The following is a 16,846-nucleotide window of genomic DNA, read 5'->3' on the forward strand; positions in this document are numbered from 1 at the left end:
CCGACAAAATGGCTGTCAGGTAATGCGTTTAGCATGGCTAACCTTCGTCCATTCCGGATTTGCACAGCGAGGGCATAATTGACGATCCCCCGGCTGCATTGCAATCACGTGGCTACATCTCACGCAGGCATACTCGCCCGATTCGGGTACGGTTCTGAAACGCTCAATAAGCATATCCGGCAGGATACACAGTCCCGGCTTCACCTCGTCGTCAGAATAGTAATAGACGCTGATTTGACCGTTAGTTTCCATAATTGCCAGACGCACCTGCCCGAGCTGTTCAACGCTATTCAGACGAAGCTCCATAAAGAACTCAAACTCGGTCATATTGGCGCTCTGTACATTTTCCCAGGCTAGCTGTCCGTTCTCGACGATAACGACCGGCTTCCCTTCAAGCAGATCTTCCAGCTTTTCGCTTTTCGACATCAGCCACATCACAAGGCGGTAAAGCAGCGCCAGTGAGACAAAGACGATAAACACCGGCACCATCGGTACATCATCATAAAAGGCGACGTCCCCCGCCGCTGAACCCAGCGTCAGGATGATCAACACCTCAAAGAGCGACATCTGCCTTACGCCGCGACGGCCCGTAATCTTAAGAAACAGAAAGACCAGAACGAAGGTATACAGACTGCGCAGAGCGACTTCGCCTAAAAACTCAGGAGGGACTTTATCAAACGCCATCCGCTGGAGATCAAACGCTTTCATTTTTCTATGCCTTAACAGTAGGTTACTGAATGTAAGCATAGCTCAGGCTTTTATTTTCGCCGAAGATAGCACCCGTCACGCAAAACCCGTATCATTGCGCGCTTTACGTACGATAAAAGTGAACGCCATGACTCAAACGTTTATCCCCGGCAAAGACGCCGCTCTGGAAGATTCCATCGCTCGCTTCCAGCAAAAACTGACCGACCTGGGTTTTAACATCGAAGAAGCCTCCTGGCTCAATCCGGTGCCTCATGTCTGGTCCGTGCATATTCGCGATAAAGAGTGTGCCCTGTGCTTTACCAACGGTAAAGGCGCGACAAAAAAAGCGGCACTGGCCTCTGCGCTGGGTGAGTATTTTGAGCGTCTGTCCACCAACTATTTCTTCGCTGACTTCTGGCTGGGCGAAACCATCGCTAACGGCCCGTTCGTTCACTATCCAAATGAAAAATGGTTCCCCCTGACCGAAGATGACGAACTGCCGGAAGGTATTCTCGACGCTCGCCTGCGTGCCTTCTACGATCCAGACAGCGAACTGACGGCCAGCATGCTGATCGATCTGCAATCCGGTAACGAAGATCGCGGTATTTGCGCCCTGCCGTTTACCCGTCAGTCTGATGAGCAGACCGTCTATATCCCGATGAACATCGTCGGCAACCTGTATGTGTCCAACGGCATGTCCGCCGGTAACACCCGTAATGAAGCACGCGTACAGGGTCTGTCTGAAGTCTTCGAACGCCATATTAAAAACCGCATCATTGCCGAATCCATCAGCCTGCCTGAAATTCCGGCCGACGTGCTGGCCCGCTATCCTGGCGTGGTGGAATCCATCGCCAAACTGGAAGCAGAAGGTTTCCCTATCTTTGCGTATGACGGCTCGCTGGGCGGTAAATACCCGGTTATCTGCGTTGTGCTGTTTAACCCAACGAACGGTACCTGTTTCGCCTCCTTCGGCGCGCATCCTGACTTTGGCGTGGCGCTGGAGCGTACCGTTACCGAGCTGCTGCAGGGCCGTAGCCTGAAAGATCTCGACGTGTTCACCCCGCCAACGTTTGACGACGAAGAAGTGGCCGAGCATACCAACCTCGAAACCCACTTCATCGACTCCAGCGGCTTGATCTCCTGGGATATGTTCAAGCAGGACGCAGACTATCCGTTCGTGGACTGGAGCTTTGCCGGTACAACCGAAGAAGAGTTCGCCACGCTGATGGCTATCTTCAAAGCCGAAGATCAGGACGTCTATATCGCCGACTACGAGCACCTCGGCGTCTACGCGTGCCGCATTATTGTTCCCGGCATGTCCGACATCTACCCTGCCGAAGATCTGTGGCTGGCGAATAACAGCATGGGCGCGCATCTGCGCGAAACGCTGCTGGCTCTGCCGGGCAGCGAATGGGAGAAAGAAGATTATCTGAACCTGATCGCCCAGCTGGACGAGGAAGGCCACGATGACTTCACGCGCGTACGTGAACTGCTGGGCCTGGCGACCGGTAAAGATAACGGCTGGTACACCCTGCGTATCGGTGAGCTGAAAGCGATGCTGGCCCTGGCGGGCGGCGATCTGGATCAGGCTCTGGCCTGGACCGAGTGGACCATGGAGTTCAACCAGTCGGTCTTCTCTGCCGAGCGCACCAATTATTATCGCTGTCTGCAAACGCTGTTGCTGCTCGCACAGGAAGAGGATCGCGAGCCGCTGCAATATCTGAATGCTTTCGTGCGTATGTACGGCGCTGAGGCCGTAGAAGCAGCCAGCGCGGCCCTGAGTGGCGAAGATCCATTCTATGGTCTGCAGGCTGTTGATAGCGATCTGAAAGCCTTCCCTGCGCATCAGTCGCTGCTGAAGGCCTACGAAAAGCTGCAGAAAGCAAAAGCCGCTTACTGGTCAAAATAAGCGCACATAACATTACCAGCAGTAGGCGTATTCAATCGTCTGGGCTATATTACGGGGCAATTTCATTGCCCCGTTTTTTATTTTCTTCGGCAATGATCGTTGAATGTAATAATAAAGTTAAACGTGGGTAAATATAATAATATTTACCTGGGCTTTACTGTTACTTTTTATGGTAAATACTCCATATTAATTAACTGTTTCAGAGGTGGCTGGACGAAAAAAATTCAACTCTTTTCATAACTTTTAAAATTTATTTTTATACGGATAATCAAATACTTACTCCGCATTTGCTGTAAAACCATACACAGTGCGGGCCTATAAGCCAGGCGAGATATGATCTATATCAATTTCTCTTCTATAATGCTTTGTTAGTATCTCGTCGCCGACTTAATAAAGAGAGAGTTAGTGTGAAAGCTGACAACCCTTTTGATCTTTTACTCCCTGCTGCGATGGCGAAAGTTGCCGAAGAAGCGGGTGTCTATAAAGCAACGAAACACCCGATGAAGACGTTCTATCTGGCGATTACGGCTGGTGTGTTCATCTCTATCGCTTTCGTCTTCTACATCACCGCCACCACCGGTACTGCCGCAATGCCTTTCGGCATGGCCAAACTGATTGGCGGCATTTGCTTCTCACTGGGTCTGATTCTTTGCGTCATCTGCGGCGCCGATCTCTTCACCTCAACGGTGCTGATTGTCGTGGCTAAGGCCAGCGGAAGAATTACCTGGGGTCAGCTGGCACGAAACTGGCTTAACGTCTACGTGGGTAACCTGGTTGGCTGTCTGCTCTTTGTTTTGTTGATGTGGCTTTCTGGCGAGTACATGACCGCCAACGGTGGCTGGGGCCTCAACGTCCTGCAAACCGCCGACCACAAAATGCACCACACATTTATCGAAGCCGTTGCTCTCGGCATCCTCGCTAACCTCATGGTCTGCCTGGCTGTATGGATGAGCTACTCTGGTCGTAGCCTGATGGACAAAGCCTTAATTATGGTTCTGCCGGTTGCGATGTTTGTTGCCAGCGGCTTTGAGCACAGTATCGCGAATATGTTCATGATCCCAATGGGCATTGTCATCCGCGACTTTGCGAGCCCGGAGTTCTGGACCGCAGTTGGTTCATCCCCGGAAAGTTTCTCTCACCTGACTATTATGAATTTCATTACTGATAACCTGATCCCTGTCACTATCGGGAACATTATCGGTGGGGGTCTGTTAGTTGGGTTGACATACTGGGTCATTTACCTGCGTGGCGACGATCATCATTGATGGTTTTCTCAGGCAGTAAATAAAAAATCCACTTAAGAAGGTAGGTGTTACATGTCCGAGCTTAATGAAAAGTTAGCCACAGCCTGGGAAGGTTTTGCGAAAGGTGACTGGCAGAATGAAGTAAACGTACGTGACTTCATTCAGAAAAACTATACCCCGTATGAAGGTGACGAATCCTTCCTGGCTGGCGCCACTGAAGCGACCACCAAGCTGTGGGACAGCGTAATGGAAGGCGTTAAACTGGAAAACCGCACTCACGCGCCAGTTGATTTTGACACCTCCGTTGCTTCCACCATCACTTCTCACGATGCTGGCTACATCAACAAAGCCCTTGAGAAAATCGTTGGTCTGCAAACTGAAGCACCACTGAAACGCGCAATCATCCCGTTCGGTGGTATCAAAATGGTTGAAGGTTCCTGCAAAGCGTATAACCGCGAGCTGGACCCAATGCTGAAAAAAATCTTCACCGAATACCGCAAAACGCACAACCAGGGCGTATTCGATGTTTACACCAAAGACATTCTGAACTGCCGTAAATCTGGCGTTCTGACTGGTCTGCCAGATGCGTATGGCCGTGGCCGTATCATCGGTGACTACCGTCGCGTTGCGCTGTACGGTATCGACTTCCTGATGAAAGACAAATACGCGCAGTTCGTTTCCCTGCAGTCTGACCTGGAAAACGGCGTAAACCTGGAAGCGACTATCCGTCTGCGTGAAGAAATCGCTGAACAGCACCGCGCGCTGGGTCAGATCAAAGAAATGGCGGCTAAATATGGCTGCGATATCTCTGGTCCTGCAACCAACGCTCAGGAAGCTATCCAGTGGACCTACTTCGGCTACCTGGCCGCTGTTAAGTCTCAGAATGGTGCAGCAATGTCCTTCGGTCGTGTATCCACCTTCCTGGATGCCTACATCGAACGTGACATCAAAGCAGGCAAAATCACCGAGCAAGACGCTCAGGAAATGATTGACCACCTGGTCATGAAACTGCGTATGGTTCGCTTCCTGCGTACCCCTGAATACGATGAGCTGTTCTCCGGTGACCCAATCTGGGCAACTGAATCCATCGGTGGTATGGGCGTTGACGGCCGTACGCTGGTGACCAAAAACAGCTTCCGCTTCCTGAACACCCTGTACACCATGGGTCCTTCTCCGGAGCCGAACATCACCGTTCTGTGGTCTGAAAAACTGCCTCTGAACTTCAAGAAATTCGCCGCTAAAGTGTCTATCGATACCTCTTCTCTGCAGTACGAGAACGATGACCTGATGCGTCCGGACTTCAACAACGATGACTACGCTATCGCTTGCTGCGTAAGCCCAATGGTCGTTGGTAAACAAATGCAGTTCTTCGGTGCGCGTGCAAACCTGGCGAAAACCATGCTGTACGCAATCAACGGCGGCGTTGATGAAAAACTGAAAATGCAGGTTGGTCCTAAGTCTGAGCCAATCAAAGGCGACGTTCTGAACTTCGACGAAGTGATGGAGCGTATGGATCACTTCATGGACTGGCTGGCTAAACAGTACGTCACTGCACTGAACGTTATCCACTACATGCACGACAAGTACAGCTACGAAGCCTCTCTGATGGCGCTGCACGACCGTGACGTTATCCGCACCATGGCGTGTGGTATCGCTGGTCTGTCCGTTGCTGCTGACTCCCTGTCTGCAATCAAATATGCGAAAGTTAAACCAATTCGTGACGAAGACGGTCTGGCTGTAGACTTCGAAATCGAAGGTGAATACCCGCAGTTTGGTAACAACGACTCTCGCGTTGATGACATGGCGGTTGACCTGGTAGAACGTTTCATGAAGAAAATTCAGAAACTGACTACTTACCGTAACGCTATCCCGACTCAGTCTGTTCTGACCATCACCTCTAACGTTGTGTATGGTAAGAAAACCGGTAACACCCCAGACGGTCGTCGTGCTGGCGCGCCATTCGGCCCAGGTGCTAACCCAATGCACGGTCGTGACCAGAAAGGTGCGGTTGCCTCTCTGACCTCCGTTGCTAAACTGCCGTTTGCTTACGCGAAAGATGGTATCTCTTACACCTTCTCTATCGTGCCAAACGCGCTGGGTAAAGACGACGAAGTGCGTAAAACTAACCTCGCGGGTCTGATGGATGGTTACTTCCACCACGAAGCGTCCATCGAAGGTGGTCAGCACCTGAACGTGAACGTAATGAACCGTGAAATGCTGCTCGACGCGATGGAACATCCTGAGAAATATCCTCAGCTGACCATCCGTGTATCTGGCTACGCAGTACGTTTTAACTCCCTGACTAAAGAACAGCAGCAGGACGTTATCACCCGTACTTTCACTCAGTCCATGTAACTGGAATTGACTGAAATCACGCGTTAAAAAGCGTACAATAAAGGCTCCACGTCAGTGGGGCCTTTTTAGCACCCTCTCCACCTCAGTCTCTTTTGTCCGCTATCTATACTCTATGGATAACAGCCAAAACAGACTTAAACACAGCCGGCTTTGAGCTGTGCATACACAGGCCCCGGACGGGCCGATGCTGGAGATATCACCGCAATGTCAACTATTGGTCGCATTCACTCCTTTGAATCCTGTGGCACCGTCGATGGCCCGGGTATCCGCTTTATTACCTTTTTCCAGGGCTGCCTGATGCGCTGCCTGTACTGCCACAACCGTGACACATGGGACACCCACGGCGGGAAAGAAGTGACCGTCGACGATCTGATGAAAGAGGTGGTGACCTACCGCCACTTTATGAACGCGTCCGGCGGCGGCGTTACCGCTTCTGGCGGCGAGGCCATTCTTCAGGCTGAGTTTGTGCGTGACTGGTTCCGCGCCTGCCACAAAGAAGGCATTCACACCTGCCTCGACACCAACGGTTTTGTGCGCCGCTACGATCCCGTTATCGATGAATTGCTCGAAGTGACCGATCTGGTCATGCTCGATCTCAAACAGATGAACGATGAGATCCATCAGAACCTGGTTGGCGTCTCTAATCACCGTACGCTGGAGTTCGCCAAATACATTGCCGATAAAGGCATTAAAACCTGGATCCGCTACGTGGTGGTTCCTGGCTGGTCAGATGATGACGACTCCGCGCACCGCCTGGGTGAATTTACCCGGGACATGGGCAACGTCGAGAAAATCGAACTTCTGCCCTATCACGAGCTGGGTAAACACAAATGGGTGGCTATGGGCGAAGAGTACAAACTCGATGGCGTGAAGCCGCCGAAGAAAGAGACGATGGAACGCGTCAAAGGTATTCTTGAACAGTACGGCCATAAGGTTATGTATTAAAGAAAAGGCCCGGTTTGAACCGGGCCTTTTTTATTCTATTTGAACACACCGTTGATAATAGTCGTCACAACGGCAGTGCTGAGCGCAATTAAGACCAGATCGTCACCCACGACCCGCCATTCATAGCCAGGATAGGAAGGAAGCTGGCCCAGCATAGAAGCCGGCACGGTTTTCTTCGCAATGCCCGGAGGCAGCGGTTTACCGCGTGCAAGGTTTTTCGCAATGCCTGGAGGCAGTGATTCATACCCCGTTAACCCATAGTTCAGGGCCAGATGGCGTGCGTGATCGAAGCTCACGCGAGCGTTAACATCATCACTGACGTTTTTATTCGCTTTACCCGGATTTTCTTGTCCATTATTTTGCTTATTGCCATGGGTATCGGAATTGCCATGATTCCCGCCATTACCTTGCCCGCCACCGTTTCCGTGACCATTGCCATTCCCGTTTCCAGGATTAGCCATGACAGGAGCCGTTGCAAACGTTAAAGACAACACTACGGCAAGTGCGGTAGTGGAAAAACGACGAATAGACATGATTGCTGCCTTATAGTGGTAGGACTCACCTGAATTATCGCCTGGCGCAATAAACTAACAATACGTAAAACTCTTATATGCAATAGGGACAAAAAAGCCAGTCGATGACTGGCTTTTAGTTAATCAGGCATGTGCCACAGGCGTTGGGTGTTCGCCCACTTTGCGCAGCAGCATCAGGAGATAAATAAAGGACACGCTGGCGATCATAATAAACAGCAAATTGTCGGAATAATTCTGCATCAGCATCGCGGTAAACGTCGGCCCTAATAAACTGCCGATGGTATAGCTCAGTAGCAGCGCCTGGTTCATCGCCACCAGCTGGTGATGTTCAACTTTCTCACAGGCCCAGGCCATCGCGACCGGATAGAGCGTAAAACCGGCAGCCCCAAGAATAAACAGCGCAGGCGCCATTGCGGCGTTGCTGAGCATAGCAAGGCAGCCCATGATCACCACGAAGACCTGAACGCGCAGCACCAGCAGGCGACCGAAGCGGTCCGCCAGGCGGCCAATCGGCCACTGCCCGACGATCCCCGCACTCACCATGACCGCCATCCAGAAGCCAATTCCGGAATCGCTGACGCCCTGATGATTCAGATAGAGCGGCATCAGGCCATAGAGCGAGCCCAGAACAATCCCCGAGATAATACAGCCGTTAACACCCAGGCGAGCCTGACGGAGCCTCAGCATCGGCCAGACGTGGGTCGCTTCCTGATGCTCGCTGTTCTGGTTCACAATGCGCGTGAAGAGCAGCGGCAGGATTGCGGCCAGCACCATGCCCGTCACCCACGGCAGAACGCTCATCAGGTCGGTTGGCAGCTTGCTAACCATCAGTTGCCCCAGCACGGTGCCCACATAGTAAACCATCATATAGGCTGCCAGCAGACGCCCGCGGTTACGCGAGGTGCCGCTACACATCAGCGCACTTTCAACGACCACCCAAATCATCGCGCAGCCTACGCCAGCGATAAAGCGCCATGCCATCCAGCTCCAGAAGCCGACCATCAGGCCCAGCCCTGCACAGCCAGCGGCGAAAATCAGCGAGGCCAGATAATAACTGCGGTTAAAGCCAAAGCGCTTGATCAGGCTACCGGTTAATAATGTGCCCAGCAGGTTCCCGGTAAAGAAGGACGAGCTGACCATACCCACCTGCCAGGTCGGTAAGTTTTCATGGGCAAGCCACAGCGGGACGAGCGTATTTAACACTGCGATCGCCAGGGTCAACAGAAGCAGGCCACAGAGCAACAGAAGCACTGGCCGGGTATAGGTGGTCATGGATTAAAAACCGTGAGGAAGTTCAGATTTCGTGCGCATCATGCCACTGGCAAAAACAAAGTCAATCCACTGATTTAGCGGCCTCGCACAATATGTTCCCTGTCGATTTAAAAAACTTATCCTGCTAATGCCACGCCTGCTATAGATATTAATTATGTATCTGTTTTTGTTTATTAATGACCAAAATTAAAACAAAACGACAGTCGAAAAATTTCATGATCGAAAAAAGAAAAAGCCGGGCGCTGAGGCCCGGCTTTTTATACTCAAATACAACGTTAACTGGCGATAGCCATTCCCACAGTCATATGCAGGCCATAAAACACGCCGCGGCCAATCAGTTCACCCGCCAGCACCAGCACAAAGGCCAGCGACAGCAGAGGCAGCGCAGGCTGATAACCTTTAAGCTGAGGGGCAATCCAGAATACCAACGCCGCAACCAGCAGAACGATACGCCAGGCCATCAGAGAACCGTAATCCGGTACCAGGGCAGATGCCTGCTGAATCGAGCTGTGAATGGTTGCCAGTTCGGCCCCCTGCATCAGGGCAACGACTGCGCTCACCACCAGCGCCAGCAGCGAAACGGCGGGCAGCAAACGCATTGCCCACCCGTCGACACCCGCTACGCGCAGCAGCAGGTAGCCCAGCAGCGGCCCGCCGATAAACATCGTCAGGAAGAAGCTCATTGGCGTCCAGACGCTGTACCAGGTTGGGACAGTATCAATGGTGTTATAGACTCGCACCATCATCCACACGAACACCACGCCCAGCACCATGGTCACGATCAGCCACAGGCTGCGCAGACCCGCAGGCAATTTCTTCAGCGCGGCCAGCAGCCAGCCGAGCCCACCGACAGCAAAGAAAATTGCCCCGCTGGCAATCTCATTACTGAGAGACGAGGCGCCTACGCGGTTCAGGGAGTTAAACGCGCGCATCGGTGAACCCAGGTGCAGCGTAGACGCGATAAAGCCAATCCCCATGAGAATCCACAGGCCAAACATGCTCATCACTAAACGCTGCTGCTGTTCGGCATTCAGATTGCCTTTCAACAATGCCAGCGCGAGCACAATGAAGCCACCTGCCACGCACTGACCAAAGACCGTGAAGATCATCAGCGGCCATTCATGCCATCCACTTCCCATCTCACACCTCCTTCGGATTTGCCAGGTAGCCGGTGGTATCACCTGTAGGACGGCTGTTGGCGTTAGGTTTAATGACAATACTCGGCTTCGTGAAGTGTGCAGACGGCAGCGGTGCCACTGCGGCAAGCTGACCGTGTTTTTGACGCAGCTCTTCAACAGGGCCAAAGTCCAGCGCGCGCAGCGGACAGGACTCAACGCAAATCGGCTTTTTGCCATCCGCTACGCGGGTGTGGCAGCCGTCGCATTTGGTCATATGACCCTTAGCGGCGTTGTACTGCGGCGCGCCGTACGGACAGGCCATGTGGCAATAGCGGCAGCCGATGCAGACATCTTCGTCCACCACCACAAAGCCGTCTTCACGCTTGTGCATCGCACCGCTCGGACAGACTTTGGTACAAGCCGGATCTTCGCAGTGGTTGCACGCAATTGACAGGTAGTAGGCAAAGACGTTCTGATGCCAGACGCCGTTATCTTCCTGCCAGTCACCACCGGCGTATTCGTAGATGCGGCGGAAGCTCACGTCCGGGGTCAGGTCTTTGTAATCTTTGCAGGCCAGCTCGCAGGTTTTGCACCCGGTGCAACGGCTGGAATCAATAAAAAATCCATACTGGGTTGTCATCGGTTACTCCTTAAACCTTTTCAACCTGGACAAGGTTGGTGTGGGATGGGTTGCCTTTCGCCAGCGGCGACGGACGCTGCGTGGTCAGTACGTTAATACTGCCTGCCTGATCGATGCGGTTGGCATCCGGGCTGTACCAGGCGCCTTCCCCTAGCGCTACAACACCGGGCATCATGCGCGGTGTCACTTTGGCTTCAATGTGGACCTCGCCGCGGTCGTTAAAGATGCGCACGCGGTCGCCATTGCTGATACCGCGCGCTTTGGCATCCATCGGGTTGATCCACATCTCCTGTCGGCAGGCGGCTTTCAGTACGTCGACATTACCGTAGGTGGAGTGAACGCGCGCTTTGTAGTGGAAACCGGTCAGCTGCAGCGGGAATTTCGCCGTCAGCGGATCGTTGTAGTTTTCAAAACCCGGCGTGTAGATCGGCAGCGGATCGATAACGTCCCCTTCCGGCAGCTCCCAGGTGGCGGCGATTTTAGCCAGCTCTTCAGAGTAGATTTCGATTTTGCCCGACGGCGTGGTCAGCGGATTCGCCTGTGGGTCTTCGCGGAAGGCTTTGTACGCCACGTGGTGCCCTTCCGGGTCACGCTGTTTGTACATTCCCTGCTGGCGGAAGGTATCGAAGTCCGGCAGATCGGGGATCGCTTTACGGGAGAGCTCATGAAGATGACGCATCCACCCTTCCTGAGTGCGCCCCTCGGTAAACTGCTGCTCAACGCCAAGGCGCTTTGCCAGTTCGGAGGTCATCTCATAGATGGTTTTGCACTCGAAGCGTGGCTTGATGGCCCTATCGGTGAATATCACGTAGGACATATTGCCGCAGGAGGCATCCAGCGCAAAATCCATCTGCTCAGAGGCGGTGCAATCCGGCAGCAGAATGTCGGCATATTTTGCCGAGGAGGTCATGTGGCAGTCGATCACCACAATCATCTCGCACTTCTTGTCGTCCTGCAGGATTTCATGGGTACGGTTGATTTCGGAGTGCTGATTGATAAGGCAGTTACCGGCGTAATTCCAGATCATCTTGATCGGCACGTCCAGCTTGTCCTTGCCGCGCACGCCGTCGCGCAGCTCCGTCATTTCCGGGCCACGTTCAATCGCATCGGTCCACATGAACATGGAGATACTGGTCTGCACCGGATTTTCAAGGGTCGGCATGCGTTCAAACGGCAGCGAATACGAGCCTTCACGCGCGCCGGTATTACCGCCGTGAACACCGACGTTGCCGGTCAGAATGGAGAGCATGGAGATGGCGCGGGTCGCGATTTCACCGTTTGCATGGCGCTGCGGCCCCCAGCCCTGGCTGATATAGGCCGGTTTGGCAGCACCTATTTCACGCGCAAGCTGAACAATGCGCTCGACCGGAATACCGGTGATGGTGGATGCCCACTCCGGCGTTTTCGCCACGCCGTCGCTGCCCAGACCGAGAATATACGCTTTATAATGCCCATTTGCCGGCGCGCTGGCTGGCAGGGTTTTCTCGTCATAACCGACGCAGTATTTATCCAGGAAAGGCTGATCGACAAGATTTTCGGTGATCATCACCCACGCCAGCGCTGAGACCAGTGCCGCATCGGTACCTGGACGAATAGGGATCCACTCATCTTCACGCCCTGCACCGGTATCGGTATAGCGGGGATCGATGATGATCATCCGGGCATTAGATTTAGCGCGGGCCTGTTCCAGGTAGTAAGTCACCCCGCCGCCGCTCATACGCGTTTCATCCGGGTTATTACCGAACAGGACGACAAGCTTACTGTTTTCTATATCGGACGGGCTGTTGCCGTCTGCCCAGCCACCGTAGGTGTAGTTCAGACCTTCGGCAATCTGTGCGGAAGAATAGTCACCGTAGTGGTTGAGATAACCGCCGCAGCAGTTCATCAGGCGCGCCACCAGCGTTTTACCCGGCGGCCAGGAGCGCGTCATCGTGCCGCCGAGCGTCCCGGTGCCATAGTTCAGGTAGATGGACTCGTTGCCATACTCCTTGATCAGACGCTGCATGTTGGTGGCGATAATATCGTAGGCTTCGTCCCAGCTAATGCGCTCGAACTTCCCTTCCCCACGCTTGCCAACGCGCTTCATCGGGTATTTCAGGCGGTCAGGGTTATATACGCGACGACGCATGGAGCGTCCGCGCAGACAAGCACGAACCTGATGTAACCCTTCGTAGTTATCGTCACCGGTATTATCGGTTTCGACATATTTGATTTCGCCATCCACCACATGCATACGCAGCGGACAACGGCTACCGCAGTTTACGGTACAGGCACTCCACACCACTTTTTCCGGCGAAGTAGCCGAAGACAGTGCATCTGCCGCCGACGCCAGTCGGGTGAAGGGAAGCGTGAAGGCGCTGCTGGCTACGGCCAGGCCGCCAATTGCCGTGGTTTTCATCAACCCACGGCGAGTGACCTCGGCAGCCATTAATGCTTCAGGCGCGTTGATTTTCATAGAGACTCACTTTGGTTGCTCACAAAGAAAAGAGAGGCGGTGCAAACCGCTATAAAGTTTTATATATATCGAATTTCTTGGTTATCAGCTTTTTATGCTGACTTTCATTCGCAGCAGTATTACTACTTTAGTGGGAGGGGGTATTGCGTCGTATCAATTCAGAGGCATAAAAAAAGCGCCCACAGGCGCTTTTTTGTTTTGAGGCAAATAATTAGCCGATGTACTGCTGGCCTTTCATGTATGGACGCAGCACTTCAGGGATCTCAATGCGGCCATCTGCCTGCTGGTAGTTTTCCAGCACGGCAACCAGCGTACGGCCAACAGCCAGACCAGACCCGTTCAGGGTATGCACCAGACGGGTTTTCTTGTCAGATTTGCTGCGGCAGCGTGCCTGCATACGACGCGCCTGGAAATCCCAGACGTTAGAGCAGGAGGAGATTTCACGGTAGGTGTTCTGCGCAGGTACCCACACTTCCAGGTCGAAGGTTTTGCAGGCGCCAAAGCCCATATCACCCGAGCACAGAGCCATACGACGGTACGGCAGACCCAGCAGCTCCAGCACTTTTTCAGCGTGGCCGGTCATCTCTTCCAGTGCGTCCATAGATTCTTCAGGACGGACGATCTGCACCATCTCAACCTTATCGAACTGGTGCATACGGATCAGACCGCGCGTGTCGCGACCGTAAGAACCTGCTTCAGAACGGAAGCACGGTGAATGCGCCGTCAGCTTAATTGGCAGGTCGTCTTCGTCGATGATCTCATCACGCACGAGGTTAGTCAGCGGCACTTCCGCCGTTGGGATCAGCGCGTAGTTGCTGCTGTCTGCTTCCTCGTCCAGCGGACGGGTGTGGAACAGATCGCCGGCAAATTTCGGCAGTTGACCCGTACCGTACAGCGTATCGTGGTTGACCAGATACGGAACATAGGTTTCGCTGTAGCCGTGCTGTTCGGTGTGCAGATCCAGCATGAACTGCGCCAGTGCGCGGTGCAGATGGGCAATCTGGCCTTTCATCACCACGAAGCGGGAACCGGTCAGCTTAACCGCAGCCGCAAAGTCCAGGCCCGCGTGCATTTCGCCCAGCGTCACGTGATCGCGCACTTCAAAGTCAAACTCACGAGGTGTACCCCAGCGTTTCACTTCAACGTTGTCGTTTTCATCTTTACCGACAGGGACGCTGTCGTCAGGAATATTCGGGATAGCCAGGGCAATATCACGAATTTCGGCCTGAAGAACATCCAGTTCAGCTTTCGCCTGATCCAGTTCTTCACCCAGTTTGTTCACTTCCAGGCGTAATGGCTCAATATCTTCCCCGCGCGCTTTCGCCTGGCCGATGGATTTCGATCGAGAATTACGCTCTGCCTGCAGATTTTCAGTTTGTACCTGCAGAACTTTACGACGCTCTTCAAGAGCGCGCAGCTTATCTACATCCAGCTTAAAGCCCCGGCGTGCCAGTTTTTCAGCGACTGCGTCTGGCTCATTACGCAGCAGATTGGGATCGAGCATGCTTATCCTGTGCTTATCGAATTAAATAGGAAAATGTGACCACAGCCTGCGGCCACAATATAACGGGTATACATTGCCAACATTACCGCAACGACTGAGCTAACGGTAGCGTTTTATAGGGCTATTTTGATCCTGTCCGGCAAGCCAGGTGAGCTTTTCACCAATCTTGCCTTCAAGACCTCTGTTTGTGGGGTGATAATAGCGCGTTTGTGCCATTTCCTGTGGGAAATACTCCTCACCGGCAGCATAGGCATTGGGTTCATCATGAGCGTAACGGTACTCCTGCCCATAACCCATCTCTTTCATCAATTTGGTCGGCGCGTTACGCAGGTGAACCGGCACATCGTAGTCCGGACGTTCACGCGCGTCAGACATCGCCGCTTTAAACGCGGTATAGACGGCGTTGCTTTTCGGCGCACAGGCCAGATAAACAATCGCCTGCGCTATCGCGCGTTCGCCTTCCGCCGGGCCTACGCGGGTGAAACAGTCCCAGGCCGACAGCGCGACCTGCATGGCGCGAGGATCGGCATTGCCGACATCTTCAGAGGCAATTGCCAGACAGCGGCGTGCAACATACAGCGGGTCGCCACCGGCAGTTATAATCCGGGCGTACCAGTACAGGGCCGCATCCGGGGCGCTGCCGCGCACGGACTTGTGCAGCGCCGAGATCAGGTCGTAAAAACGGTCGCCTTTATTATCGAAGCGCGCGCTGCGCTCCCCGGCAATTTCGGTGAGCAGTTCCTGCTTCAGTACCCGCTTGCCGGCATCGTCGACTTCGGCCATATCGGCCATCATCTCCAGCGTGTTCAGCGCCCGACGCGCATCACCGTTGACCAGCTCTGCAATCGCACGCCGCGTGTCTTCAGGCAGAACAATGTCCTGCCCACCGTAGCCGCGCGCTTTGTCATCCATCGCCTGGGTGAGAACTTTTTCGATGTCCTCTGTAGTCAGCGATTTGAGCAGATAAACGCGCGCACGGGAAAGCAGCGCCGAGTTCAGCTCAAATGACGGGTTTTCGGTGGTCGCACCGATGAAGAAGATCGTGCCATCTTCAATGTGTGGCAGGAAGGCGTCCTGCTGGCTTTTATTGAAGCGGTGGACTTCGTCCACGAAGAGGATAGTCCGACGTCCGGCATTGCGGTTTTGCCGCGCACGTTCGATCGCTTCGCGGATCTCTTTCACACCGGACGTAACTGCCGAGATGCGTTCAACGTCCGCGTTAGCATAGCGGGCGATCACTTCGGCGAGCGTGGTTTTGCCAGTGCCCGGTGGGCCCCAGAGGATCATCGAGTGAAGATGCCCGGCCTCAATGGCGCGCGGCAATGGCTTACCGGCAGCCAGCAGGTGTTGCTGGCCGATGTACTGCGCTAAATTTTCTGGCCGCATACGAGCGGCCAGAGGTTGAAACGCGTTATCTGAAAAATCGAGCGACAGATTGCTCACTCACGCCTCTTACTTACGTTGGTCGTCCACCGTTACGCCCTGCGGCGGGGTAAAGGTGAATTTCGATGCATCAACGGCGCCGTTCTGTTGAGATTTGAGCTGGTAGCTGCTGCGCTGATCGTCCTGCTCAACCGCGCCAAACTGATTAATGGTACCGTTGGTGCTTACGTTAATGGTGAACTGTTTCAGGTTGCCGTTGCTGCCTTTTGGCGTCAGAACGAACTCATCACCGGTCTGTTTAATATTGTACTGCTGCCAGTCGCTGGACTGGTTGCGGGCAATCAGCATAAACGGCGTATTGCTGGTGGCATCTTTTAGCCAGGTCGCGGTTGCCTGCTCAACGAACGGGTTGAAGAACCACAGCGTTTTACCGTCAGACACCAGGATGCTTTCATCCGGCTGGGTCATGTGCCAGTTAAACAGATTTGGGCGTTTCACCCACAAATCTCCCTGACCTTCCTGCACCGCATTGCCGCTGCCGTCAGTCACTTTTTGCGTGAAGCTGGCGTGGAAGCTGCTTACTTTATCCAGTCGGCTTTTAAGGTCGCTGGCTGCATCAGCCCAGACGCTGCTGGCGACAAAACTGGTGAGTAATGCACAGGCGATGGCGATTTTTTTCATTGTTATTCCTTAAAATACGTCTTCCCGAAATGGGGTTTCCGTCTTCTATTCTGGACCTGCCCGAAGGCAGGCGACAGAAGAAAATGCTTAATTTTGGCTGATTTACCCTTCTTTGCAATC

Annotated in this window: 13 protein-coding genes; 4 read left to right on the forward strand and 9 right to left on the reverse strand. The window is 53.5% G+C overall.

Annotation, left to right across the window (positions count from 1 at the left end; translation table 11 throughout):
- Window positions 1-15 precede the first annotated feature (15 nt).
- On the reverse strand, window positions 16-708 hold the full coding sequence (locus ABR39_RS10650; RefSeq protein ID WP_047346914.1) for a DUF421 domain-containing protein: 693 nt from the start codon (window positions 706-708) through the stop codon (window positions 16-18).
- A 127-nt stretch (window positions 709-835) separates the two neighbouring features.
- Between ABR39_RS10650 and ycaO the strand changes: the two genes are divergently transcribed.
- The 4 genes from ycaO to pflA all read left to right on the forward strand — a co-directional run bounded on the left by ycaO (window position 836) and on the right by pflA (window position 7,140).
- Window positions 836-2,596 carry a 30S ribosomal protein S12 methylthiotransferase accessory factor YcaO gene (ycaO, locus tag ABR39_RS10655; RefSeq protein WP_047346915.1) on the forward strand — a complete coding sequence of 587 codons (1,761 nt, stop codon included), beginning with the start codon at window positions 836-838 and terminating at the stop codon, window positions 2,594-2,596.
- A 407-nt stretch (window positions 2,597-3,003) separates the two neighbouring features.
- Entirely contained in the window at window positions 3,004-3,861 is an 858-nt protein-coding gene (gene focA, locus ABR39_RS10660) for a formate transporter FocA (RefSeq protein WP_047346916.1), read from the forward strand.
- A 51-nt stretch (window positions 3,862-3,912) separates the two neighbouring features.
- On the forward strand, window positions 3,913-6,195 hold the full coding sequence (pflB, locus tag ABR39_RS10665) for a formate C-acetyltransferase (RefSeq protein ID WP_023335122.1): 2,283 nt from the start codon (window positions 3,913-3,915) through the stop codon (window positions 6,193-6,195).
- A 204-nt stretch (window positions 6,196-6,399) separates the two neighbouring features.
- On the forward strand, window positions 6,400-7,140 hold the full coding sequence (gene pflA, locus ABR39_RS10670; RefSeq protein ID WP_008499976.1) for a pyruvate formate lyase 1-activating protein: 741 nt from the start codon (window positions 6,400-6,402) through the stop codon (window positions 7,138-7,140).
- A gap of 35 nt (window positions 7,141-7,175) precedes the next feature.
- On the opposite strand, the gene ABR39_RS10675 is transcribed toward pflA, so the two are convergent.
- The 8 genes from ABR39_RS10675 to lolA form a co-directional block, all read right to left on the reverse strand.
- Window positions 7,176-7,673: an anti-virulence regulator CigR family protein gene (locus ABR39_RS10675; protein WP_047346917.1), complete on the reverse strand. Its 498-nt coding sequence runs from the start codon at window positions 7,671-7,673 to the stop codon at window positions 7,176-7,178.
- A gap of 123 nt (window positions 7,674-7,796) precedes the next feature.
- Window positions 7,797-8,945: an MFS transporter gene (locus tag ABR39_RS10680; protein ID WP_047346918.1), complete on the reverse strand. Its 1,149-nt coding sequence runs from the start codon at window positions 8,943-8,945 to the stop codon at window positions 7,797-7,799.
- 275 nt (window positions 8,946-9,220) lie between these two features.
- Window positions 9,221-10,084: a dimethyl sulfoxide reductase anchor subunit family protein gene (locus tag ABR39_RS10685; RefSeq protein WP_047346919.1), complete on the reverse strand. Its 864-nt coding sequence runs from the start codon at window positions 10,082-10,084 to the stop codon at window positions 9,221-9,223.
- A gap of 1 nt (window position 10,085) precedes the next feature.
- Window positions 10,086-10,703, reverse strand: a complete 618-nt coding sequence (locus ABR39_RS10690) for a DMSO/selenate family reductase complex B subunit (RefSeq protein WP_023310987.1) — start codon at window positions 10,701-10,703, stop codon at window positions 10,086-10,088.
- 10 nt (window positions 10,704-10,713) lie between these two features.
- A complete protein-coding gene (dmsA, locus tag ABR39_RS10695; RefSeq protein ID WP_047346920.1) occupies window positions 10,714-13,158 on the reverse strand; it encodes a dimethylsulfoxide reductase subunit A in 2,445 nt (814 codons plus the stop codon).
- A 211-nt stretch (window positions 13,159-13,369) separates the two neighbouring features.
- Window positions 13,370-14,662 carry a serine--tRNA ligase gene (gene serS / locus ABR39_RS10700; RefSeq protein WP_045261771.1) on the reverse strand — a complete coding sequence of 431 codons (1,293 nt, stop codon included), beginning with the start codon at window positions 14,660-14,662 and terminating at the stop codon, window positions 13,370-13,372.
- Window positions 14,663-14,761: 99 nt separating this feature from the next.
- Entirely contained in the window at window positions 14,762-16,105 is a 1,344-nt protein-coding gene (gene rarA / locus ABR39_RS10705; RefSeq protein ID WP_047346921.1) for a replication-associated recombination protein RarA, read from the reverse strand.
- A gap of 9 nt (window positions 16,106-16,114) precedes the next feature.
- The gene (gene lolA / locus ABR39_RS10710; RefSeq protein ID WP_047346922.1) at window positions 16,115-16,726 is read right to left on the reverse strand and encodes an outer membrane lipoprotein chaperone LolA; all 612 of its coding nucleotides are present in this window, start codon (window positions 16,724-16,726) and stop codon (window positions 16,115-16,117) included.
- Between the last annotated feature and the right edge of the window lie 120 nt (window positions 16,727-16,846).

It is taken from the genome of Enterobacter genomosp. O (assembly GCF_001022965.1).
Lineage (GTDB): Bacteria > Pseudomonadota > Gammaproteobacteria > Enterobacterales > Enterobacteriaceae > Enterobacter > Enterobacter cloacae_L.